Origin of the sequence: Nostoc sp. FACHB-110 (assembly GCF_014697425.1) — a bacterium.
Taxonomy (GTDB): domain Bacteria; phylum Cyanobacteriota; class Cyanobacteriia; order Cyanobacteriales; family Nostocaceae; genus Nostoc_B.
Map to the genome: position 1 here is coordinate 24,786 of NZ_JACJRU010000017.1, position 24,983 is coordinate 49,768.

General features: G+C 41.7%; 17 protein-coding genes, 1 tRNA gene and 1 CRISPR repeat array. Of the genes, 14 read left to right on the forward strand and 4 right to left on the reverse strand.

What is annotated here, in order from left to right:
* The first annotated feature begins 81 nt into the window (after positions 1–81).
* Positions 82–2,001, forward strand: a complete 1,920-nt coding sequence (gene cas12k / locus H6G69_RS16940) for a type V CRISPR-associated protein Cas12k (RefSeq protein ID WP_190689434.1) — start codon at positions 82–84, stop codon at positions 1,999–2,001.
* Positions 2,002–2,450: 449 nt separating this feature from the next.
* Positions 2,451–3,311: a CRISPR direct-repeat array (repeat unit 37 nt; unit sequence GTGGCAACAACCCTCCAGGTACTGGGTGGGTTGAAAG).
* Positions 3,312–3,595: 284 nt separating this feature from the next.
* On the opposite strand, the gene H6G69_RS16945 is transcribed toward cas12k, so the two are convergent.
* Both H6G69_RS16945 and alr read right to left on the reverse strand, forming a co-directional pair.
* Positions 3,596–3,677, reverse strand: a tRNA-Leu gene (locus tag H6G69_RS16945).
* 174 nt (positions 3,678–3,851) lie between these two features.
* The gene (gene alr / locus H6G69_RS16950) at positions 3,852–5,039 is read right to left on the reverse strand and encodes an alanine racemase (protein ID WP_190689437.1); all 1,188 of its coding nucleotides are present in this window, start codon (positions 5,037–5,039) and stop codon (positions 3,852–3,854) included.
* Positions 5,040–5,713: 674 nt separating this feature from the next.
* On the opposite strand from alr, the gene H6G69_RS16955 reads away from it, so the two are divergent.
* The 11 genes from H6G69_RS16955 (at position 5,714) to H6G69_RS17005 (ending at position 17,376) form a co-directional block, all read left to right on the forward strand.
* The gene (locus H6G69_RS16955; protein ID WP_190689440.1) at positions 5,714–6,211 is read left to right on the forward strand and encodes an HNH endonuclease; all 498 of its coding nucleotides are present in this window, start codon (positions 5,714–5,716) and stop codon (positions 6,209–6,211) included.
* A gap of 540 nt (positions 6,212–6,751) precedes the next feature.
* Positions 6,752–8,038: a bifunctional oligoribonuclease/PAP phosphatase NrnA gene (locus H6G69_RS16960; RefSeq protein WP_190689443.1), complete on the forward strand. Its 1,287-nt coding sequence runs from the start codon at positions 6,752–6,754 to the stop codon at positions 8,036–8,038.
* 206 nt (positions 8,039–8,244) lie between these two features.
* The gene (locus H6G69_RS16965; protein ID WP_190689446.1) at positions 8,245–9,411 is read left to right on the forward strand and encodes an HNH endonuclease; all 1,167 of its coding nucleotides are present in this window, start codon (positions 8,245–8,247) and stop codon (positions 9,409–9,411) included.
* A 340-nt stretch (positions 9,412–9,751) separates the two neighbouring features.
* Positions 9,752–10,246, forward strand: a complete 495-nt coding sequence (sixA, locus tag H6G69_RS16970) for a phosphohistidine phosphatase SixA (protein ID WP_190689449.1) — start codon at positions 9,752–9,754, stop codon at positions 10,244–10,246.
* 112 nt (positions 10,247–10,358) lie between these two features.
* Positions 10,359–11,495, forward strand: a complete 1,137-nt coding sequence (locus tag H6G69_RS16975) for a citrate synthase (protein WP_190689452.1) — start codon at positions 10,359–10,361, stop codon at positions 11,493–11,495.
* 448 nt (positions 11,496–11,943) lie between these two features.
* Positions 11,944–13,062 carry an NADH-quinone oxidoreductase subunit NuoH gene (gene nuoH / locus H6G69_RS16980; protein ID WP_190689455.1) on the forward strand — a complete coding sequence of 373 codons (1,119 nt, stop codon included), beginning with the start codon at positions 11,944–11,946 and terminating at the stop codon, positions 13,060–13,062.
* A gap of 191 nt (positions 13,063–13,253) precedes the next feature.
* Positions 13,254–13,829: an NAD(P)H-quinone oxidoreductase subunit I gene (gene ndhI, locus H6G69_RS16985; protein WP_190689458.1), complete on the forward strand. Its 576-nt coding sequence runs from the start codon at positions 13,254–13,256 to the stop codon at positions 13,827–13,829.
* A gap of 230 nt (positions 13,830–14,059) precedes the next feature.
* Positions 14,060–14,668 carry an NADH-quinone oxidoreductase subunit J gene (locus tag H6G69_RS16990; RefSeq protein ID WP_190689461.1) on the forward strand — a complete coding sequence of 203 codons (609 nt, stop codon included), beginning with the start codon at positions 14,060–14,062 and terminating at the stop codon, positions 14,666–14,668.
* Positions 14,669–14,708: 40 nt separating this feature from the next.
* On the forward strand, positions 14,709–15,014 hold the full coding sequence (nuoK, locus tag H6G69_RS16995; RefSeq protein WP_006199065.1) for an NADH-quinone oxidoreductase subunit NuoK: 306 nt from the start codon (positions 14,709–14,711) through the stop codon (positions 15,012–15,014).
* Positions 15,015–15,020: 6 nt separating this feature from the next.
* Positions 15,021–15,941 carry an NAD(+) kinase gene (locus H6G69_RS17000; protein ID WP_190689464.1) on the forward strand — a complete coding sequence of 307 codons (921 nt, stop codon included), beginning with the start codon at positions 15,021–15,023 and terminating at the stop codon, positions 15,939–15,941.
* A 604-nt stretch (positions 15,942–16,545) separates the two neighbouring features.
* Positions 16,546–17,376: a GNAT family N-acetyltransferase gene (locus H6G69_RS17005; protein WP_190689467.1), complete on the forward strand. Its 831-nt coding sequence runs from the start codon at positions 16,546–16,548 to the stop codon at positions 17,374–17,376.
* A gap of 1,599 nt (positions 17,377–18,975) precedes the next feature.
* Here H6G69_RS17005 and tsaE read toward each other — a convergent pair.
* Positions 18,976–19,431, reverse strand: a complete 456-nt coding sequence (gene tsaE / locus H6G69_RS17010; protein ID WP_190689483.1) for a tRNA (adenosine(37)-N6)-threonylcarbamoyltransferase complex ATPase subunit type 1 TsaE — start codon at positions 19,429–19,431, stop codon at positions 18,976–18,978.
* A 175-nt stretch (positions 19,432–19,606) separates the two neighbouring features.
* Positions 19,607–20,977: a gluconeogenesis factor YvcK family protein gene (yvcK, locus tag H6G69_RS17015; protein ID WP_190689486.1), complete on the reverse strand. Its 1,371-nt coding sequence runs from the start codon at positions 20,975–20,977 to the stop codon at positions 19,607–19,609.
* A 292-nt stretch (positions 20,978–21,269) separates the two neighbouring features.
* Between yvcK and ruvC the strand changes: the two genes are divergently transcribed.
* Positions 21,270–21,761 carry a crossover junction endodeoxyribonuclease RuvC gene (gene ruvC / locus H6G69_RS17020; RefSeq protein WP_190689489.1) on the forward strand — a complete coding sequence of 164 codons (492 nt, stop codon included), beginning with the start codon at positions 21,270–21,272 and terminating at the stop codon, positions 21,759–21,761.
* Positions 21,762–22,298: 537 nt separating this feature from the next.
* Positions 22,299–24,983: a PAS domain S-box protein gene (locus tag H6G69_RS17025; protein ID WP_242072089.1), complete on the forward strand. Its 2,685-nt coding sequence runs from the start codon at positions 22,299–22,301 to the stop codon at positions 24,981–24,983.

Genomic DNA, 24,983 nt, shown 5'->3' on the forward strand with positions numbered 1-24,983 from the left:
AAGATTCATCCTATAGAAGCATCTCTTAAAACACATTAGTTTTCTGTACAACATGATGTGTTTTTATGTTATTTTATTTTTATGAGCCAGATTACTATTCAATGTCGCCTAATTGCCAGTAAATCTACCCGCCAACAACTCTGGAAGTTAATGGCAGAATTGAACACACCCCTAATTAACGAACTGCTTCAACAACTTAGTAAACATCCAGATTTTGAGAAATGGCGAAAAAATGGCAAACTGCCCTCAACAGTTGTTAACCAACTTTGCCAATCCCTGAAAACTAACTCTCGCTTTGCAGGACAGCCAAGCCGTTTATATCTATCTGCAATTCATGTTGTGGATTACATCTACAAATCTTGGTTAACCATTCAAAAACGTCTACAGCAGCAGCTTGATGGCAAAATACGCTGGCTAGAAATGCTCAACAGCGATGCTGAATTAGTAGAAATTAGCGGTTGTAGCTTAGAGGCAATTCGTACCAAAGCTGCTGAGATTTTGGTAATGGCTACGCCAGAATCTGACGTAGCTGCTCCTTTGACTAAAAGAGGAAAGACTAAAAAATCCAAACAATCATCCGCTTCCAATCCTGACCGTAGCTTATCTCATAAATTATTTGATGCTTACCAAGAAACGGACGACATACTCAGTCGGTGCGCCATTAGCTACCTACTGAAAAATGGCTGCAAACTTAATGACAAAGAAGAAGACCTAGAAAAATTTGCTAAACGCCGCCGTAAGATTGAAATCCAAATTCAACGGCTAACAGACAAGCTAACAAGTCGAATTCCCAAGGGTCGAGATTTAACCAATGCTAAATGGTTAGAGACACTCTTCACTGCTACAACCACCGTTTCAGAAGACAATGCTGAAGCAAAACGCTGGCAGGATATTCTATTAACCCGATCAAGTTCTCTTCCATTTCCCTTAATTTTTGAAACGAATGAAGACCTAGTTTGGTCAAAAAATGAAAAAGGTAGACTCTGTGTTCACTTCAATGGCTTAAGTGACTTAACTTTTGAAGTCTATTGCGATCGCCGTCAACTACATTGGTTTAAACGCTTCTTAGAAGACCAACAAACTAAACGCAAAAGCAAGAATCAACATTCTAGCGGTTTGTTCACTCTCAGAAATGGTCGTATAGCTTGGCAAGAAGGTGAAGGTAAAGGTGAACCTTGGCAAATTAACCGATTGACCCTTTATTGCTGTGTAGACAATCGCCTGTGGAGTGCTGAAGGAACAGAACAAGTTCGCCAAGAGAAAGCACACGAGATTACCAAATTCATCAGCAAGATGAAAGAAAAGACAGACCTGAGTAATACTCAGCAAGCTTTTATTCTGCGTAAACAATCTACACTAACTCGCATAAATAATTCCTTCGAGCGTCCTAGTAAACCCCTGTACCAAGGTCAATCACACATATTGGTTGGAGTAAGCTTAGGGTTAGAAAAACCTGCAACTATAGCCATAGTCGATGCGATCGCAAACAAAGTTTTGGCTTACCGCAGTATTAGGCAATTACTAGGTGAAAATTATGACTTGCTAAATCGTCAGCGACGACAACAGCGATCTCTATCCCACGAACGCCATAAAGCCCAAAAAAGTTTTTCTCCGAATCAGTTTGGCAAATCTGAGTTAGGACAATATGTGGACAGATTTTTGGCAAAAGAAATTGTTGCGATCGCGCAAACTTACAAAGCTGGTAGTATAGTTTTGCCTAAATTAGGAGATATGCGAGAGATTCTCCAAAGTGAAATTCAAGCTATAGCTGAAACAAAATGTCCTGGCTCGGTAGAAATCCAGCAAAAATACGCCAAACAGTATCGAGTCAATGTTCATTCCTGGAGCTACGGCAGATTAATCCAAAGCATTCAAAGTAAAGCTGCTCAGATAGAAATTGTGATTGAGGAAGGTCAACAACCTGTTCGTGGCAGTCCCCAGGATAAAGCAAAAGAATTAGCCCTCTGTGCTTATAATCTTCGCCTAACTAAGCGAAGTTGACAAATATCTGAACCTTGATAATGGAATAATATTGAATAGCGCCGCAGTTCATGCTGCTTGCAGCCTCTGAACTGTGTTAAATGAGGGTTAGTTTGACTGTAGCAATACAGTCTTGCTTTCTGACCCTGGTAGCTGCTCACCCTGATGCTGCTATCTTCGGATAGGATAGGTGCGCTCCCAGCAATAAGGGCGCGGATGTACTGCTGTAGTGGCTACCCAATCACCCCCGATCAAGGGGGAACCCTCCCCAATTTTTTATTTGAAGGGCTTAAATCAAGGCAAAATTTCCAATTGTTTCGCGCAAGTTCCAAATACCTTATCTACTCTTGATTTCATCGTTTTTTCACTAAGACATAATTCTTGAGGCTAAGGCTCAAATGAGAAATTGGGAAACATTCGCGCTGAAGACATCTGGAAAAACGGCTCCACAATATTTTGTCACTGGGTGGGTGGCAACAACCCTCCAGGTACTGGGTGGGTTGAAAGGGATTCAGGAAATTGTTCCCAAGCATGGCGATCGCTAGTGGCAACAACCCTCCAGGTACTGGGTGGGTTGAAAGATGGGCGCGTTGGCAAATTTAATTAACGCTTACTTATCGGGTGGCAACAACCCTCCAGGTACTGGGTGGGTTGAAAGCTGATGGTCGCTGGGAGTGTAGAATCTGTACTTGGGTGGCAACAACCCTCCAGGTACTGGGTGGGTTGAAAGTTGAGTTGATGACAATAGGCGATACGCCCAAAGCATCAGAGGTGGCAACAACCCTCCAGGTACTGGGTGGGTTGAAAGATTAGAACCTTGTACACTGTAGTTCCCTGAATTAGAGTGGCAACAACCCTCCAGGTACTGGGTGGGTTGAAAGCATCAGTAGCCAGTGTTACAGGTAGAGAATTCGCTGCGGTACTTGGTGGCAACAACCCTCCAGGTACTGGGTGGGTTGAAAGTTAAGTTCTCCCCTATCAGTCCATTTGACAATCGGTGGGTGGCAACAACCCTCCAGGTACTGGGTGGGTTGAAAGGTCAATTCTGTTCCCGAAGAAACCGCCGCACTTCGTGGCAACAACCCTCCAGGTACTGGGTGGGTTGAAAGGCTTTTTGTGGGTGGGGGGTACTTCTTGGTTAGACGTGGCAACAACCCTCCAGGTACTGGGTGGGTTGAAAGTTGAGAAAAACCCAAAATAACGTTTTCCAGATACCGTGAAGTGGCAACAACCCTCCAGGTACTGGGTGGGTTGAAAGGCGTTACATTGCCAAGCGATCGCACCGGGTTGTTAGGTGGCAACAACCCTCGAGGTACTGGGTGGGTTTCAAAATCTTTTAAACCGAGATTAGTTTTGGGTTTCAGTAACTATTAAATTTAGGGGTGGGTTGAAAGCAAGTCCTTTCATCCGCTTGTTTTAATTGCTTTGTATAATAATTGCAGAGCGTATTATATTATTGATGACATTTAATTTGTCATCAATTAATTAAGAAACACTAATGGCTCACGACGACAATTAAGTAGTCACAATGACATTAATCTGTCACCTATGACAAACAATGTCTCACTGTACATAACTAGTCACTCTCACTTAGTTTTTATTTTTTTACTGACAGTGCGGATGAAAGGACTTGAACCTTCACTCCTCTCGGAACTAGAACCTAAATCTAGCGCGTCTGCCAATTCCGCCACATCCGCATCAGCTAACTATACTAGCATAACATATTTGGAAAGGGAATAGGGAATAGCTAGAAAAATTGGCTGTATAGTCGATAATCACGCCTCTCAATTTACACTACTCACAGTATAGATAAAGACGAATCATCGCCTAAAAATATTAGACATCTGTCAACCCTACTCCCTACTCCCTATTTACACAACACCAACACGCGGTAGCCGATGCTTGAATCCGCAAAGAATTTCCCAAGAAATCGTATTTAATTGTGCTGCCCAATCATCAGCTGTAATTTGTTCTTGACCTTGGTCGCCCAGTAAAGTCACCACCTCACCTTCTTGGATATCAGCAATTGTACTGACATCAATCATCAACTGATCCATTGTAATAGCCCCAATTTGTGGCACTCTTTGACCGTGCAACAACACCTGCATTTTGTTAGAAAGATTACGAGGTACGCCATCAGCATAGCCAATTCCCACAACTGCTATCCGCATTTGTTTGGGTGCAACAAATTGATAACCATAGCTAACACCAGTTCCAGCAGCGATGGTTTTGATTTGCGTAATTCTGGCCTTGACTTGTAGTACAGGCTTGAGGCGAATCTGATGATTTAAATGGGCTGCTGGGGAAAGTCCATAAACACCCAAACCCACGCGCACCATATCATAGTGCAAATTACGATCAGCCAAAGTTGCTGCTGAGTTAGCTAAATGTAAGCGTGGTATTTTGATTCCCATAGCCTTGATTTGGGCAATTGCCGTCTCAAATCTTTGGTGCTGTTCTTGCATGATAGCTGGGTCAGGACTATCAGCAGTGGCTAAGTGAGAATAAATACTGGCAATAGTCAAATGCGGCAAACGATAAACTGATTGCACAAATTCTGTGGCTTCTTGCCAATTAGTTCCCAAGCGCGACATTCCTGTATCTAATTTAATGTGTACAGGTATAGGGGAAGCGTAGTTAATGGTTTCTAAAATATTAGAAAAGATGAAAGCTTGTTTAGGACTGCACAAAGTTGGCTGGAGTTTCCAATGAGCGATCGCATGAATTTGCTCTGGTGTTTGTGCTGCCCCTAAAATCAAAATTGGTGCTTGTATACCCGCTTCTCTTAGTTGAATTCCCTCTGGAACTGTAGCCACTCCCAACCAATCTGCCCCCGCTTGTAATGCTGTTTGGGAAACTGTTACTGCACCATGCCCATAAGCATCAGCTTTAACTACCGCCATCAACTGAGTGCTGGGAGATAAAAACTGTTTGAATTGCTTGACGTTTTCCGATAAAGCCCCTAAATCAACTTCCACCCAAGCACGCTGAGAAAACCACGCATAGGTGTCGCATTGTTGATTTGATGCCACACCAGGCGTTTGATTTCGACTTAGCATTTTTTTGTTCCTCCTATCACACCACTGTTAGGGGAATTCCAGATAAAAAATCCTCAATTTTTGGTCAAATGGTTTTATTTCTCCCATCCTTAGTTTGAGCAAAATGCCCAAACCACAATATGGATAATTTATTTCTGAAAAATCCCTAAGTTTCTAATATGTACTTTTTGGATATTCATAGGACTTACGCATCAAAACGAAAAATCAAGGGTTTTGGCGAGGGTTTAGGGGTTCAGGGGTATAGGGGTGTACTGATTCAAAATCCTTACACCCTATACCCTTTCACCCATTAACCCAATCTCCACAGATAATCTTTGTGCGTAAGTCCTGATTCATACTCATATAACTTACTTCTTGCCCAATTGGGAAGTTTTTCTTAAATTAATTAGGTATGAGAAATCAAGATTTTTGCTTCCTTATTCCTATTGCCTAAGTTATAAAAAATTTATTAAGTTATTTTTACTACTCAAAACTGACAACATAGAAAATCTCTGTATTGCTCAGTCTGAATCATCAATATTAAGGGATCATTTTCCTAAAAGCTTTTCGGCAAATGATATCTTATTAAATACACCAATTATTGAATTCTTCCGGAAGTATAATTTATTCTCATCTCCCAATGAGAATAGATTCGTGTTAATATATGTAAAACTAATACCTTGAGCTACTAATCAATGGGTAAGGTTTTAGTCTTAAACGCCTCTTACGAACCTCTCAATATCACGAGTTGGCGGCGCGCTGCGGTTTTGTTAATTAAAGGCAAAGCAGAACGAGTCGAACACAATGGCAGGTTCCTTTACGCGGGTTTCCCGTTGCCAACGGTAATCCGGCTACGCCACTATGTGCGCGTTCCCTACAAGGAAATGCCTCTGACTCGCCGCAACATTCTGCATCGTGACGGACATACTTGTCAATATTGTGGTTACACAGGGGATGAGTTGACGTTAGATCACGTCATACCGCGATCGCGGGGTGGAGGAGATTCCTGGGAAAACATTGTTACGGCTTGTGTCCGTTGCAATGTCAAAAAAGGCAATCGCACACCTCAAGAAGCCCATATGCTTTTGCGTCACTTACCCCGCCAACCTTATAGCAGCCTCTATTTTGAGGTTAGTAAACATCTGAAGAATGGACTGCATCAAGAGTGGCAAAAATATGTGATAGGTCTTTGACGCTAACAACTTAACCCTAGATATAGCAATGTAAAGGCAACCTAATACAGGATGCTATACTTTTGTTATTATTGGGGTAATTGGCAGGTCAGGTGCTAACACACTACTAAAATTGATGTTGCATCCTAGACAAGGACTGCGGCTGCTAACGGGGTGACACCCAAGTAGCTGTCAAAGTAGTTTGCTGGCATCTGCCTAAACAATTCAACAGTCTTCTATTGTATACCCACAACTAAAAAAAATCTAGATCGGCATAAAAAATTCTCGGCAATTGAGAGAATGGTCTAGTTAAGATCAAGATTGCAATTATCTAAAATCAGCGTTTGCTCATCAAGTGAATAGTCATAGATTCTTTGTCTATCCGTAATCTGGCAGAATTTGATAAATTTTTGACTATTCGTCTTGACAAAAAATACACCAACATACATATCCCCACGTTTCTATATTTTTGCGAAGATCAGAATGTGTGGCTAAATCAGTAAATTGCTGGTTATAACTTTCTCGATTAATAGAGCCTCACACTTAACAAAGATGTTTTCTATGCAACTAAATTCTTCCTTGAAGCAGTCAGAAAGTTTTTCATTAACCACAGAACCGAATCCCGAGGATGCTGAGGTAGAGAAAGAAACTGTGGAAGTGCCGCTTAATAGGCCTTCCTTGCCAGCATCTACAGGTGATAGTGTAAGTATTTATGTCGGTCAGCGCAACAATTCCCTAGCTTTTCAAAAATCGGAGGAACTGCAAAAGACCTTCCTAGCGCATAGGCACGATCGCCAATTGATCATTTTGCAAGATTTTCCCGACCCAGACGCGCTTTCGTGTGCTTGGACGTACCAGCTAATTGCTCAACAATATGACATTAAGTGTGAAATTATTTATGCTGGCACGTTGAGTCATCAAGAGAATATAGCCCTAGTCAAGCTTACAGGTTTACCAGCCCAGCGTTGGACACCACAAAACCTCAAATCTAAAGATTTATCTTGTTATCAAGGCTTCGTCTTAATTGATAACCAAGGCACAACGAGTCAGTTATTAGCAGCAATACAGCAGTCAGGAATGCCGTTAGTAGCAGTGATTGACCATCACAGCTTGCAAGCAGAACTGAAAGCCGAATTTGTTGATGTCCGTCCTTATGTGCGGGCAACAGCAACGATTTTTACTCAGTATTTGCAGTCAGGTTTATTGGCTTTAGACAGCAGCATTAGTCAACACGTAAAATGTGCCACAGCCTTGATGCACGGCTTGAGGTCAGATACAAATCGACTGATGCAAGCACAAGAAGAAGATTTTATGGCTGCTGCTTACCTGAGCCGATTTTATGATGCTCAACTATTAAACGCGATTCTTCAGGCGAACCGTTCTAAACGGGTAATGGATGTGATTGAGCGATCGCTTAAAAACCGCATCGTCCAAAATAACTTTTCCATCGCTGGTGTTGGTTATCTGCGCTACGACGACCGCGATGCGATTCCCCAAGCAGCTGATTTTTTAGTCACCGAAGAAAACGTTCATACTGCCGTAGTTTACGGCATCGTTCACGATGAAGACGATGAACTCGAAGTAGTTATCGGTTCCCTGAGAACCACAAAACTCACCCTCGACCCCGACGAATTTATTAAAGAAGCCTTTGGTCAAGACAGCACTGGACGCTTTTTTGGTGGTGGTAGAACCAGTGCCGGTGGCTTTGAAATTCCAATGGGTTTCCTCTCTGGTAGTAACGAAAACCCTGCCTACGCCAAGATGAAATGGGATGTTTTTGATGCTCAAATTAAGCAGAAATTACTCAAGTTAGTCAATCCTAAAGATAACCCAATTCAGTCAGAGTAATCTTGCGTTCAAAGGCTACGAATCGAGAGTAAAAAATTAACTAACTTTAAATTTGCAGCCCAGAAATTTATTTCTTGGCTGTTTATTTACTTTATGAATCTAAATTTTGGTTAATTCAGTTCAAAACCATAGTAAATATACGGCTTATGTTTAGTATATTTAATGGCTAACATCATGATTGTCATGATTAGCTAATTGTATCTCTGATGGAAACTCTAATTTTTCTATGCAATATCAAAAACAGTAAACTTCCAAGGTTAATAAAGCTAGAAATTGAAAAAGGCAAGCCCTATCAAATTTCTTGGAGTTGCTGGAATTCCAGATTTATACAAGTTGGAGATAGAGCTTATCTCCAGAGAAGCGGAAATACTGGTAATGAGCCTAGAGGATTTATTGCTGCTGGTTATGTTAAGGCAGCACCAGAAGATGAACAATTAAGGCTGTTGAATACGAGTCAATATTCAGATTTAAGTGCAGCATATGTGGATGATTATGATGGGCGTTTTTATGTTCATATTGAAATCGATTCAGTAGTAGATTTTAATTTTCCTTTAGAACAAAAACATTTAGAGAGATTGTCTCAATTCCAAGGAGTAAATTTTAATTTTGGAAGAGGCGGAGCTAGGTTTAATAGTAAAGCTGCTCCTTTTTTGAATTCTGCATGGGAAGAGCATTCACTTAAACAGCAAAGGTTAGGGCAAGGACGAAGGCTTGTTGATGTCTTTGTGGAGAAGGGTGATGCTTTCAAGCAGAAAAAAGATTATGAAGCTGCAATTGAGACTTATAAATTAGCATTAAAAATTGATTTAAAATGTGCAAAAGCAGTTAATCAAATAAAGTCTTGTGAATTAATTTTAAAGAGGCTCACAGATACAAAGCCAATCATCAAACCATTGCCAGATGAGAGTAAACTAATAGCTGAGAGAGAAAAGCTTGATAAAGAAAAATTCTTGACTTTTAAAAGCGATGCTGATGCTTGTGAAAAAATTACTGTATCAATTGCTAGGAGACAAGGGCAACAAAAGTTTCGTCAGTCTTTGCTAAATGCTTATTCTGGTAAGTGTGCAATTACCAATTTTGATGCTGAAGCAGCACTTGAAGCTGCTCATATAATTCCTTATATTGAAACAGAGAACAATGAACCATCAAATGGTTTATTATTACGTGCAGATTTACATACCTTATTTGACTTAAATCTTGTTGCTATCAATCCAGAAACAATGAATGTTCATATTCACCCTACTCTGCAAAAAACTGAATATCGAACGCTTGAGGGCAAAGAACTACGAGTTCCACAAGATGAAATGTGCCGTCCCAAAAAACAGTTTTTAAAACAGAGATTTGAGCAGTGTGAATGGTGTAAAAATTTGTAGTGTGTCGCTCACCGCTTTCAGGTATGGCAAGATAGTGAATATGATAACTAATTTTGCTAAAACAAAGTAATTTTAATGACACAACAAGAATTACTTGATGAATTCTTATCTCTTCCTACTGAAGCACAGCCTCAGATAATCGATTTTATTGCTTTTTGACGACAAAGATATAAAAACACTGAACCTAGCTCTGCGTCAGAAGATTTAGATTCTGTAAATAATCATTTTATTGGTATGTGGAGCGATCGCCAAAATTACTCACTGGTAGTATTCAAGAAGAATTAGGATATGTTAATGAACATCAGGCGTAACTCCTAACTCAGCACTCAGGGCTATTATTGTGGAATTGTATCTATTTCGGCATGGCATCGCCCAAGAAAGAGAAGTTGGTATCAAAGATGAAGACCGACACCTCACCAAAGAAGGAAGGCAAAAAACGGAGAAAGTCGCCCAGCGTCTTTTCAAGCTGGGTTTAAAGTTTGATTTAGTTGTGACTAGCCCTTTGGTACGCGCTCGCCAAACAGCCGAAATTCTTGTCACTACAGGATTAAGCGCGCAATTGGAAGAATCAACCCATCTAGCCCCTGGTGGTAATCTTTCCAGTTGGTTGGTTTATTGGTTAGAACCAAAAAATTATTCCCAAAATACCCAACTTGCATTGGTAGGACATGAACCTGATTTGAGTAGTTGGGCAGAAATTCTCCTTTGGGGAGATGTCAAGGGCTGCTTAGTCCTGAAAAAAGCAGGTATGATCGGAATAAAACTACCAGAAATAGGTTCTATTGTGGGTGGTAGTCAGATGTTCTGGTTGACACCACCCAAGTACTTGCTATGACAGTTTTTCAACTCTTCTCGAAGAATTGTTGTGAGAATGCCTACTGTTATGGCGAAAATAATTTCTGGTAAGTTAGCGTGATTGGATATTTCACAAAGCAAATGGTGTTGCCATGATGGTGTGCGAATACAAGCCTGGTTTAGAAGGCATTCCCGCAGCCCAATCGAGTATCAGCTACGTGGATGGGCAGAAGGGAATACTAGAATATCGTGGCATCCGGATTGAGGAATTAGCAGCCAGAAGTACCTTTCTAGAAACTGCTTATCTCCTAATCTGGGGTGAATTGCCAAGTAAAGAAGAACTCGAAGCATTTGAGGAAGAAGTTCGCCTCCACAGGCGGATTAAATACCGGATTCGGGATATGATGAAATCCTTCCCGGAAAGCGGTCATCCAATGGATGCTCTGCAAGCCTCGGCGGCGGCATTAGGCTTGTTTTACTCTAAGCGGGATTTACATAATCCTGTTTACATTCGGGATTCAGTTGTACGCTTGATAGCAACCATCCCCACAATGGTGGCAGCATTTCAGTTGATGCGTAAGGGTAACGACCCTGTAAAGCCGCGTGATAACCTAGATTATTCCGCCAATTTTCTCTACATGCTCAACGAGAAAGAACCGGATGCTTTGGCGGCCAAAATCTTTGACATCTGCTTGATTCTGCACGTTGAGCATACAATGAATGCTTCAACTTTTAGTGCTAGGGTAACAGCTTCTACCTTGACTGACCCTTATGCTGTAGTTGCTAGTGCTGTAGGCACTTTGGGCGGGCCGTTGCACGGTGGAGCCAACGAAGAAGTGATTCAAATGTTGGAAGAAATCGGCTCGGTCGAAAACGTTCGTCCTTATGTCGAGGAGCGCCTACAAAACAAACAAAAGCTGATGGGTTTTGGGCATCGTGTCTACAAAGTGAAAGATCCACGAGCCATCATTTTACAAGACCTAGCAGAACAGCTATTCGCCAAGTTTGGGGCAGATAAATATTACGACATTGCCCAAGAAATGGAACGAGTAGTTGAGGAAAAACTTGGTCACAAAGGGATTTATCCTAATGTTGACTTTTACTCTGGTTTGGTGTACAGAAAGATGGGAATTCCCACCGACTTGTTTACACCAATATTTGCGATCGCCCGCGTTGCTGGTTGGTTAGCTCACTGGAAAGAACAACTAGCAGAAAACCGCATTTTCCGTCCCACACAGGTTTACAACGGTAAGCACGAAGTTCCTTATACCCCACTTGAACAACGTTAACCGGGGTTTTGATAGTTAAAACTGCACCTACCTTCAACTAAAAATATCAGCATCAACCACCCAATTTAGGGAATCAGAAATCCTATAAACAGCAAATAAACCGTTGCCAGCATGGAAGCGGCAGTTTTTTGATGCCAATGAAGTATGAAGTCTGAAAAATTTTAGCCTTCAGCCTCCATACTTCTCCATACTCACCCCATAGTGAATCTCAATCCTACCTATAAGTAGAAGTTCTTGTGTAGCTACAAGGACTGAAAACCATGCAACGATATACTAGGCATGGGAATATGGCAACAAATCTTAAATCAGGAGTCATCTCAGAAAGGCTGAAGGCTGAAGTTTGAAGCAGAAAATTCATACTAGCCTGCGGCAAGCCGCTAAAAGCGTCTACATACTTCATACTTCATACTTCATACTTCATACTTCAACTGACTTAAAGAGCGGAAACATGAATTCAGGAATTGACCTTCAAGGAACGTTTATTAAATCCCTGACGGATTTAGGACTATCAGACGGCACAGCCAAAGCACTTTGGATGCCGTTGCCAATGATCCTGATGCTGATTGGGGCAACAGTAGGTGTATTGGTGTGTGTGTGGTTGGAAAGAAAAATTTCAGCAGCAGCACAGCAGCGAATTGGCCCTGAATTTATTGGGGCTTTTGGCTTACTTGCTCCAGTTGCCGATGGTTTAAAGCTGGTGTTTAAGGAAGACATTGTACCAGGTAAAGCTGACCCCTGGTTATTTACTCTCGGCCCCATCATTGTGGTACTGCCAGTATTTCTGTCTTATTTGATTGTGCCGTTTGGACAGAATATTGTCATTACAAACATTGGTATGGGTGTCTTTTTGTGGATTGCCTTGTCTAGCATTCAGCCCATTGGCTTGTTAATGGCAGGCTACGCATCCAATAACAAATACTCCCTCTTAGGGGGGTTGCGGGCAGCAGCGCAATCTATCAGTTATGAAATTCCCTTGGCACTGAGTGTGCTGGCGATCGCTATGATGTCTAACAGCCTCAGCACAGTGGATATCGTCAATCAGCAATCTGGTTACGGCATCCTTGGCTGGAACATTTGGCGACAACCAGTCGGCTTTCTCATCTTTTGGATTGCCGCTTTAGCAGAATGTGAACGCTTACCCTTCGACTTACCCGAAGCAGAAGAAGAACTCGTAGCAGGTTATCAAACTGAGTACTCAGGCATGAAATTTGCTTTGTTTTATCTCAGTTCCTACGTGAACTTAGTACTTTCGGCTTTATTAGTCTCAGTTTTATATTTAGGCGGTTGGGATTTTCCCATTCCCCTCAATACCCTCGCCAGTTTACTAGGCATTAGTGAAACTAACCCGGTATTACAGGTAGTTACAGCTGGTTTGGGTATTACCATGACCGTACTCAAAGCCTACTTCCTAGTGTTTATCGCCATCCTCTTGCGTTGGACAGTACCACGGGTACGTATTGACCAATTACTAGATTTAGGATGGAAGTTTTTGTTACCAGTTGGTTTGGTTAATCTCCTGTTAACCGCAGCCCTGAAATTAGCTTTTCCCGTCGCCTTTGGTGGATAGTCCAATTTTAGATTGACGATTTTAGATTTTGGAGCCACTGCGTTGCGGGGGTTTCCCCCGTTGAAGCAAGTGGCGTGATTGAGTCTAAAATCTAAAATCCGTCTTGAAAAGTTTGCTCAAGTCGGGAAACCCGCCCACGCAACTTTTCGCAAAATCCAAAATCCAAAATTGAAAAGAGAGTGTGAAACACAATGCTAAAGTTCCTGAAGCAAGTTGGTGATTACGCCAAAGAAGCAGTACAAGCTGGTCGTTATATCGGTCAAGGCTTATCTGTAACCTTTGACCATATGCGGCGGCGACCAGTTACCGTACAGTACCCTTACGAAAAACTGATTCCCAGTGAACGGTTTCGCGGTAGGATTCACTATGAGTTTGATAAATGTATCGCCTGCGAAGTTTGTGTGCGCGTATGTCCCATTAACTTACCTGTAGTGGATTGGGAATTTGACAAAGGCAGTAAAAAGAAAAAGCTCAAACATTACAGCATCGACTTTGGGGTTTGTATCTTCTGTGGTAACTGTGTGGAATACTGCCCAACCAACTGTCTCTCAATGACAGAAGAATACGAACTTTCCACCTACGATCGCCATGAATTAAACTACGACAGCGTAGCTCTAGGTCGTCTACCTTACAAAGTGACCAATGACCCGATGGTGACACCATTAAGGGAATTAGTTTATCTACCCAAAGGCGTACTCGACCCTCACGATTTACCCGCAGATGCCCCTCGTGCTGGCGCACGTCCTGAAGACCTTGTAGAAAAATAATTGTCATTTGTCATTTGTTCTTTGTCCTATGTCTTTTACTAATGACCAATGACCTGAAAAATTTTAGATTTTGGATTTTGGATTTTGGATTAATTTCGTTTTCAGCCCCAATATTCAGTTAATAGTCAGGGAAATCCAGTTAACTTTGAGGGTTCGGCGGAACAAATCTAAAATCATCAATCTAAAATCGCAAATCTAAAATCCAAAATTGTTTGACTGAGGACAAAAAAGTGAATCTAGCGGAAGGTGTACAGATTATTTCGTTTGGCATATTAGCTGTGATGATGATTGGAGCAGCACTAACTGTAGTGCTATCTTCCAGCATTGTTTATTCAGCTTTTATGTTGGGAGGCGTATTTATCAGCATTGCGGGAATGTACCTGCTATTAAATGCTGATTTTGTTGCATCCGCCCAAGTGTTGATTTATGTTGGGGCGGTTAACGTGTTAATTTTGTTTGCCATCATGTTGGTAAACAAACGCCAAGACTTTACACCATATCCCAGTGCTTGGTTGCGAAAAATCTTCACAGCTGTGGTGAGTATAGGGTTATTTGGGCTATTGAGTGCAATGGTTTTGGCTACTCCTTGGGCATACTCAACTACCCCTGTAGCTGGAGAAAGTTCCATAATTTTGATTGGTGAACATTTCTTTAGCGACTATTTATTACCTTTTGAATTAGCTTCGATTCTGTTGCTGATGGCAATGGTAGGTGCAATTATTTTGGCACGTCGTGAGTATTTACCTGAACCGACATCTTCAGAATTAGGACAAACTATATTGACCTTGCCAGAACGCCCTAGAGAATTGGTTTCAGCTGGTCGAGAACCTCAAGAGTAACATTTGCAGTTAGCATATTTCAGAAGGAACACTTAGATTCATGCAACTTCAGTACTTTTTATTACTAGCAGCAGCTTTATTTTGTATTGGTATTTATGGCTTAATTACCAGCCGTAATGCTGTGCGAGTGCTGATGTCAATTGAGTTGCTGCTGAATGCTGTTAATTTGAATTTAATGGCATTTTCCAACTTTCTTGACTCAACATTAATTAAGGGTCAGGTATTCACCGTGTTTGTGATTACCGTGGCGGCTGCTGAGGCGGCGGTGGGTTTGGCGATCGTTTTGGCGATTTATCGTAACCGTGACACCGTTGATATGGAGCAGTTTAATCTCCTGAAGTGGTAATTTTGCGTGCAACTCAAGCAGGTAATCATTGCTTATAAAGCGCGAGATTCTCAAAGTAAACGCTGGGCAGAAATCTGTGCCAAGCAGCTAGAAAATCGCGATTGCCAGGTATTAATGGGGCCTAGCGGGCCAAAAGACAACCCTTATCCAGTCTTTTTGGCTTCTGCTGGTCAACCAATCGATATGGCATTAGTACTCGGTGGTGATGGTACTGTTTTAACTAGTGCCAGACATTTAGCCCCAGCTGGTATCCCTATTCTTGGCGTGAATGTGGGCGGTCATCTGGGCTTTTTAACCGAGTCTGTAGATGAATTTCAAGATACGGAAAAAGTTTGGGATCGTTTGTTAGAAGATCGCTATGCCATCCAACGCAGGATGATGCTGCAAGCGGCCGTGTATGAAGGTCATCGCACCAACTTGCAACCAGTCACCGAACGCTATCTTTCTTTAAATGAATTTTGCGTCAAACCCGCTTCTGCCGATCGCATGATCACCTCAATTTTAGAAATGGAAATTGATGGTGAAGTCGTCGATCAATATGTGGGAGACGGGTTGATTATTTCTACCCCCACAGGTTCCACTGGTTACACAGTTTCGGCGAATGGCCCCATCATGCACGATGGGATGGAAGCGATTACCATCACGCCTATCTGTCCCATGAGTCTTTCTAGCCGTCCTCTGGTCTTACCTCCTGGTTCTGTAGTGAGCATTTGGCCGTTGGGTGACTATGATTTGAGTACCAAATTGTGGATGGATGGCGTGTTATCTACTTCTATTTGGCCTGGACATCGTGTGGATGTACGTATGGCTGAATGTCGGGCTAAATTTATTGTTTTACGCGAGAACAATTCCTATTATCAAACACTGCGCGAGAAGTTACTTTGGGCTGGTACGCGGGTACGCTACAGCAATAATCATCGCAATTGATAACCCTCATACTCAGTCTTGCTATTGCTTCTACCAAGCCCTCGACCGTCTACGGGGGCTTTCTCGACTGATAGCAAAAATACTCTTAACTGTTGACAGAAAATTTGATGTGTGCATTAGTAAAATTTGTATCTTATTGCCAGATTTTTATCTCAGCCAAACCCATAATAAAAACACCCCATCTCTCACTCTGCTGATGCCAACTTTTGTTGCAGGGTCAAAGTTAATACCAATTTGAAAAAAGAATGCGGCAGGTAAAAATCAGGGAAGTCTTACTGAAGCTAGATTTCTTAATTGCGAATTGGTATAAGTTCTCATCACATAATCACATATCTTGCACTTAGCCCCAACGCACAGAATTCGTCCGCCAGTGAGGGAGTCTGGCAACCGAACGCACTAGTTCGGCTACACAAACAAAAAATCAGGGTTTTGTCTGTGTAGCTGCAACTTCAGCCACCCTCGTGCAAGATGTGAATCAACTTTCTAAAAGCTATACTGGAAAACCGTGCTGATCACGCTTGGGCATATTAGTAAATTTTATGCTTTGTTTTTAAAGCGCGTAAACCCCAGTAGGATATCTCCGCACATCTAAGTTAGAAGACAGATGGAAATTTCTTACCGCAACATCAATGATCAACTTCATCATTCTTCTTCTTTGGCAGATTTTCCAGTGCTTCAAACCGATAAATATATCCTACGGCTTGCTTCTACTGAAGAAGAATTAGAATCGATATTCCGCTTGCGGTTTGAAGTTTTTAATTTAGAACTAGGTTTAGGATTTTCTAGTTCTAGTCTAACGCAAATGGATCGAGACAAGTTTGATGGGGTTTGCCATCATTTACTTTTAATTTCTCAACAAACTGGTCAAACAATTGGTACGTATCGGATGCAAACTTATCAAATGGCATCTCAAGGGTTAGGCTTTGATGCTGCTGATGTATTTAATCTCAGCACTATTCCTGACTCTGTACTGCAAGCATCAGTAGAAATTGGACGTGCTTGTATAGCTAAAGAATTTCGTCATATTCAAGCACTACTCTTGCTTTGGGAAGGATTAGCTAATTATCTGATTTGCAGTAATAGCAAGTACTTTTTTGGCTGTGCATCCTTACTTACACAATCGCCTAACAAAGCTGCTTGTGCTTATAATTTTTTTGCCAAAAATAACTTCATGCATTCAAGTATTTTGGTTTCTCCACATTCACAACACGCTGTAGACAATCTTCATAATTGTTCTAATCAATGTCAGGTAGAAATTCCCAAAATTTTACAGGCTTATTTAAGTATCGGAGCGAAGATATGTAGTCTTCCGGCAATTGATCGCGAATTTAAAACAATTGATTTTTTGACAATTTCTCATATAGAAAACTTTACGAAATGGCATATACCAACGTGTTTTGGTAGAAAGCTAAACCTACCTCTACCCAGAAAATAAAATTTTTGGGAAATTTCTCTCTAGACAATTTACCATCTACTGTCGTTGGTAAATACTAGCGATCGCAATCCTTGTTACTCATTTATACCAACTGGAAAATGATGGATAAAGATGGCTGAAAATCCCCTAAATGCCTCTTGCTATACCTAAACCCCAAGGGTATTACCTAGCAATTTTTGGGTGTAACCAGTAAATTTATGCCAGATTTCTCAATATTTGCGTGTAAATACTTACATCAAAATTTTGAGCAGAAAAGTTTGGTATTTATACGAGTTTAATTCGTATAAATACTATGGTACTTGGTTAAAAGTATTAGGGCTTGATGAATGATTCTCAGTATGTTTATAAGATTTTCTTGTAGACACTCTAATTTGAATTAATTTATTTAATTAATTTAAATTAATGACTTTTTGTTTGCATATCTTGTTCGTAGTTTGGGAATACTAGCCCACAGGATAACTTTAAGGATGAGGATAGTGATCGTAAATCATTTAACCGTTTTCAACTGGCTTTTTGTGCTTAACTATCCGGATTTTTTACCTCAAAACTGAAGAGAATTAATAGGGTTAAGTAAACGGGCAAATTTTTGTGAACTCTATGTTTTATACATATAAAAATTCTATATGCACTTAATTTGTACGCTTTTAAAACCTATTTTTTATACTTCTGATTGTTTTTATTCCGGATGGTGTTTGGCTAGAAAGCTGATTATTCAAATATTGAAACAGAGCTAGGCACAAACAACAAGCATCCAATTAAACCAACTACAAGAAACATTTTACTTAGGTAATTTCAGGAAGGTGATCAGCAGAAAAAAACATAGTACAAACAGTTTATACAAATGTACCAGTACAACCTGGTTAACTCACATCATCTATTTATGAGCCTTCTCAGAAAGATGATTTGCGAAAGCATAAGTTAAGGTCAGTTCTAATTTGAATGTAATTGCCCTTGAGCGCAAGTCTTCCCAAATCTGTCAGTTTGCTAGATATCACTCTCAAGAGGATTGTTTCATTCAGCTGCTTTGACTCAATCTAAATAATGACATCTACGGCAATATCATCTGCGAGCATACGCCAAAAATCGCTCAATGCAGTCAGCTATCGAGTAAGTGTCATCAAGGTCAGACTCCTTTTGAACAGTATTCCACTTATTTTTGAATAATGAAGGCAGCAATGTTAGTGAATTTCTTCGATGAACGTGGTAGCGGTAGATAGAACGAGTGTAAAATCCGCCCTCGGCTATCGGTAAAAAATTTTGTAGTATCGTCACAATGTAAAGCTTAATGGAATCAGACATTTGTCTATGTAGTTCGGCTATAAGAACTTGCTCCTGAAAGCTTTCCAAAGCTACGCCAATGAAATATGAATTAAGAGCAGTAAAACTTACCGCTCACCTTTTTTGGGTGGGATAATCTACACAAAATTTGCCTACCCATCATCTTTTTAATTTCAACTAAATAATGTTTAGTATTGTATATTATCTTTGCTAAATATACAGCGTTTTTTAGTTGTGTGTAGTACACCTTTCAAAGACACAGAGGCATTTAGGCTAGAAAAATGTACCTCATGTCAATGAAATATACTGGAAATATAATTTTTAAATGTTGCCAGTTAATTCTGGGATAGTGTAATTGAACTGTTTAATTTCTGCTTGACGATGATCTGCTTGTATAGAAGTTAAGTGCAGATACAGATAACTCTCTGGCAGATAAGGCATTCTTTCTGCCCATTCTATCGCTACAATTCCTGGGTCTATCTCAATACCTTCCCAGTAAGTTTCTAAGTTCAACGCTGCAACTTCTTGTGGTTCTAAGCGATATAAGTCTAGGTGGTAAAGAGGGATGCGTCCTTCGGTGTATTCATTAATGAGGGTAAAAGTGGGACTCACAATTGATTCTACGATCCCTAAACCTTGACCAATACCTTGAACTAGGGTTGTTTTACCTGCCCCTAAATCCCCGGCTAGTAAAATGACGCTACCAGCAGCCAAGGTCTGACCGAGTTTGATACCCAATTCCAGGGTTGCTTTTACATCTGCAAGCAAAATTTTCATATTTGTTAATGGTCAATTTTCAATGGTCAATAGTCTTGAGTGATGGACTATTGATCAAAAACAGGGTGTGGGGTGTAAGGGAAAAACGCCCCTCCCACACCCTACAAGGTACAAGCCCTGATTTTAATTATGGTGTTCCCTACACCCCTTTGATTATTGATGTGGGAGTAAATGCTTATTTCCAATGGTGAGCGCCACTGTACCATTTCAACAAAACTTTTGATAGTTTTTGAGGATTGTGACGTACTACACCAGTTTCATCTTCATACAATACATTAGCTAAAACAATCCTGCGCCCTAATTGATTAACAGCTTCGCGGTCTAAGAAAACTGGATGAGAATTTTGTTGGGCGTAACGAATCAGAGATTGGGGAGAAGGAGACTTTTTATGTACCAAGACAGCATCAAATAGCCGGATATGTCCGCAAGCATCATCAATAGCTCGAATATGGTCAGCTACTGTATATCCTTGCGTTTCGCCTGGTTGGGTCATGATGTTGCAGACGTAGATGCGAGGAACATTGGTTTGAGCGATCGCTTGGGCAATTTCTGGTACTAATAAATTAGGAATCAAGCTGGTATAAAGGCTACCCGGCCCAATAATAATGTAGTCAGCTTCTTTAATTGCTTTAATCGCCGCCGGTAAAGCTGGTGGATTTGCGGGAATACAGCCAATTTTGACAATTTTACCACCTGCTTTGGGAATGCTCGATTCGCCATCGATGTGGCGACCATCTTCTAATTCTGCCCATAGCCGTACATCACTAAGAGTTGCTGGTAAGACTTGTCCGCGTACAGCCAGTACTTTAGAACTAGCAGCTACAGCCCGTTCTAAATCGCCTGTAATCTCACTCATCGCCGTTAAAAACAAATTGCCAAAACTATGACCTGTCAAGCCATCACCAGCCCGAAAGCGGTATTGGAATAATTCAGTTAATAGTTTTTCTTCATCTGCTAGGGCGGCTAAACAATTGCGAATATCGCCTGGTGGTAGCACACCAAATTCCTGACGTAACCGCCCAGAAGAACCACCATCATCAGCAACAGTGACGATCGCGGTAATATTAGCACTATAAGTTTTTAACCCCCGCAGCAATGTTGAAAGTCCTGTACCGCCACCAATCACTACTATTTTTGGCCCACGGTACAAACGTCGATGCGCCAACAAAACATCGATGAGTTCTTCTTCACCCTCTGGCCGCAACACTTGAGTAATTGAGCCGACAGTACGACTTTGACCCCAAAGCAGCAAAAGTAAGCCACCCAGCAATACCAAAGGGCCGCTGATATAGTTGGGTAAGATGTTGGTGATGACTCCTAAAAAATTTCTCAGCAACTCCAACAGCCAAAAAATCGGGGTCAGCTTTACCCAGATGGCTAACCCCAGACTTGCCAGCAGTACACCGCCAATGCTGATTAGTAACCAGCGTTTAATTGACAGTCCTGGCGATAACCATTTAAACCATTGGTTAACCCGATAAGATGTACGACTGCGCGACTGCTGTTGCAGGGCGTTGAGGGCTTGTCTGAGAAAACCGATTGACATACCTGATTTAAAGCAGTGCTACAAACTAAATAATTAACAGAAAACCTACACTACCTGGTTTTAACACCAAGTGTGCAATTTATTGGAGATTTCAATGCTTGGAGACTTATAACAAGTCATCAAAGTTGCCAGTGTAGATTAGGGTTATGGGGGTTTAAGGGTGTGGGGTGTAAGTGAGCAAAATCCTTACACTCTTATACCCTAAGTGCCTTGCACCCAATCTCAACAACTAATTTTTGTCAGTAAGTCTCACCCAGTAAAACAATACCCTGGCTTGACCAAAGATAATTTAATGGAAAAACGAATTTTAGGTTTAGATCCTGGATTAGCGATTTTAGGATTTGGTGCAATTGTTTGCCAACAAAGTCCTCAGAAGGTACACGAAACCAAGGTGAATATGCTGGATTTCGGAGTGATTCGTACTTCGGCAGATGCAGAAATGGGGCAACGGTTGTGTACCTTGTTTGATGATTTACACACCCTGATTCAGGAGTTGCAACCAGATTTGGTTGCGATCGAGAAGTTATTCTTCTATCGTATGTCAAGCACTATTCTTGTAGCACAAGCTCGCGGTGTTGTCATGTTAGTTTTGGGACAATACCGTTTACCATACATAGAATTTACTCCAGCACAAATTAAACAAGCCCTAACTGGGTATGGCAATGCAGATAAATCTGATGTGCAAGCAGCAGTAGCCAGAGAGTTAGAGTTAGATGTCATCCCTCGACCAGACGACGCTGCGGATGCTTTGGCTGTGGCTTTAACGGCTTCGTTTCAGATTTAGGCTTGTAAAACGAGAATAATTAATTAGACTGAAAATTAATTTTAAAAATTATATAGCTATTGTGGCGATCGCCTGAATCGATCAACTTTGGTTGAGAATGTGCGATCGTTTTTTGCTTGAAGGTAAATTTGTCAAGTATGCTTGGATGTTGCTAGGCTTGCCATTCTACTTTCCTAGCATCTTACAGTAGTATATTAATTACCAATCCTTCTACGAATTTATAAGGCTTGCTCGTAAAAATTCAGGGCTTGATGGTATGTTTAATTCAACCTTGGCTCACAGTATTCAATATTTCTGGTATGAAACTTTGCTTTTTGAAATTAATCGACTTCATGAATGATTTTCGCGCTTCTCCTCTCAGTTTCCCTGTTGCTAGTTGAATCCCTTTCTGTTTTTTCTCTTCCTAAAGTAACAAAACAGGGATAAGTATATTTTTGTTAAAAACTAATAATTTTAAATGTCGGTATTGTGTAGTTGAGTTGACCTTATGGCATAAGTACTAAATTGTGTTAACATCAATCAAGAAAAGATGCAGAAATGGGCAGAACACGCCCTATGAATTATTTATTTAACTTTCATCTAGTCGAGGCAGAAAAAGCGCGAGTCCTAGGGCAATTTTTTGAGGCTGAAGAGTTTTACGAGCGAGCGATCGCTCTTGCTGCTGAGAATGAGTTTATCCAGGATGAAGCACTAGCCTATGAATTAGCGGCTAAACATTATCTGGCGCGAGGGCGGTCAAAAATTGCTCAAACTTACATGAAAGAGGCGCACTATTGCTACAAGCACTGGGGCGCAACCGCTAAAGTTAAAGATTTAGAAAAACGCTATCCACAACTCCTCAACACCAACCAAGTTCGGCAATCACATTCAATCGTGACCGATGAAACGATCCGTCATCCGACTGCGGCGATGAAAGCGGCTCAAGCCATCTCAGAAATGATCCATCTCGATCAATTAACTGCAACGTTGATGCAGGTGGTGATAGAAAATGCAGGAGCCGAAACTGGCGCTCTAATTCTCCTGGAAGACGATCGGCTCACTGTGGTGGCTCAGTGCAGTGGGAGTAAACAGTGTAACCTGGAAAAGATCGCTGTTGCTGGCTGTGCAACAATTCCTATCTCTGTTATCCAATCAGTAGAACGCACATCTGAAACTCTGGTGTTTGATGATGCAATCAGCGAACCGTCTTTTTTGACTGATCGGTATATTCAAAACCAACAAACGCGATCGCTCCTGTGTATGCCCATTCTCAAGCAAAGTCAGCTGATTGGCATACTTTATCTAGAGAACAATCTCAGTACCGGAGTGTTTGCTAGCGATCGCTTACAAGTCCTTAAACTGTTGATTGCTCAGGCAGCAATTTCACTGGAGAATGCTCGGTTATATAAACGGTTATCGGATTATTCCGAAACACTGAAAAGGAAGTTAGAAGAGCAAACTCAAGCTTTGCAGCAGGAGATCGCGGAACGTCAACAAACCGAAGCCGCATTGAGACAAAGTGAAGCAAATTATCGCAACCTGCTACAAACCGCGAATTCCGTTATCATTCGCTATGATCCGCAAGGACGGATTCACTACATTAACGATTATGGGGTAAAGCTTCTTGGCTATGAAGAACATCAGATTGTAGGGCGAACCTTATTTGAAACAATCATTCCAGACATCGAAATCTCTGGACGCGATGTCAAACCCTTTGTCCATAATTTACTTCGTAATCCTCAATCGTACCCGCAAGGCGAGGGTGAAAACCTGTGTCGAGATGGTCGGCGCGTTTGGGTTGCTTGGTCTAATCAAGCTATTTTCAACGAACAGGGAGCGTTAGTTGAAATCTTGTCGGTTGGCAATGACACCACCCAGCGTAAACAAGCAGAAGAGGCATTACAACGCAGTGAAGCCAAGTTCCGCACGATCTTTGAAAACTCACAGGTTGCCATCTACCGAACCCGCATCGGTGATGGCTTAATTCTCAATGCCAATCAACGCTTTGCGGATCTGTTTGGCTTTAATGCACCCCAAGAGATCATTGGTCTTGAACACACAACAGGTTATTGGGTCAATCCAAGCGATCGCGAACAAGGCATTGAGGTGATGAAGCGGGACGGGGAAGTGCGAAGCTTTGAAACACAAATGCGAAAACGAGATGGGACAGTGTTTTGGGGGCTTTTCTCTTCTTATTTGAATGCAGCCGATGACTACATCGAAGGAGTGATTGCGGATATTAGCGATCTCAAGCAAGCAGAAATAGCGTTGCAAGCCTCTGAAGCAGAACTGCGGGCGCTCTTTTCAGCCATTCCCGATCCTCTGTGTGTTTTCAATGCCCAAGGGCAAGTGATCGGCGCAATCAAAGGAAATCCATCCTATGGAGAGTTATATAGGGAGGAGTATATTGGCAAAACGTTGGATCAACTCTATGCCAAGGAACAAGCCGATGAATTCTTGAGTTACATTCAGCAGGTATTAAGAACCCAACAAGTCCTCACCGTTGAATACAGCCAGTGGATAGCTGGACGAGAAATCTGGTTTTCGGCTCGCATTGCCCCGATTCGGCATGAGCAGGTGATTTGGCTGGCGCGAGATATTACGCTGCAAAAGCAAGCAGAAGTAGCCTTGATTTTGGAAGAACGCAACCGTATGGCACGGGAAATTCACGATACCCTTGCTCAGGCATTTACAGGCATTCTGGCTCAGGTGGGAGCGGCAAAACAGGTGTTAACAGATGATTCAGAAGCAACGCAGGCACACCTGAACCTGATCAAAGAATTGGCGCGCACTGGACTGGCTGAAGCGCGGCGATCGGTCGTCGCACTCCGTCCTCAACTTCTGGAGGAAGGCAGTCTACAGAGTGCTCTACATCGTCTCGTCGCTCAACTCAGAACTGCCGCAATGGATACCACTTTATATTATGAGATTGAGGGTGCGGTGTATTCTCTACCGACTGAAGTCGAGAGTAACCTACTGCGGATGGGGCAGGAAGCCTTAACCAATGCGCTCAGACACGCCCATGCTGACGAAATTCGAGTGGAGCTAGTCTACGATCGCGATCAGTTTTGCTTGCGCGTGAAAGACAATGGACAGGGGTTTGGAGTCGGGAGTATTCCAGCCTCTGAGGGATTTGGCTTACTTGGTATGAGCGAACGGGCAGAGCGCATCGGCGCACAACTCACGATTCGGAGTCAACCTGGACAAGGAACAGAAATGATTGTCACCGTCAATCGGGAGTAG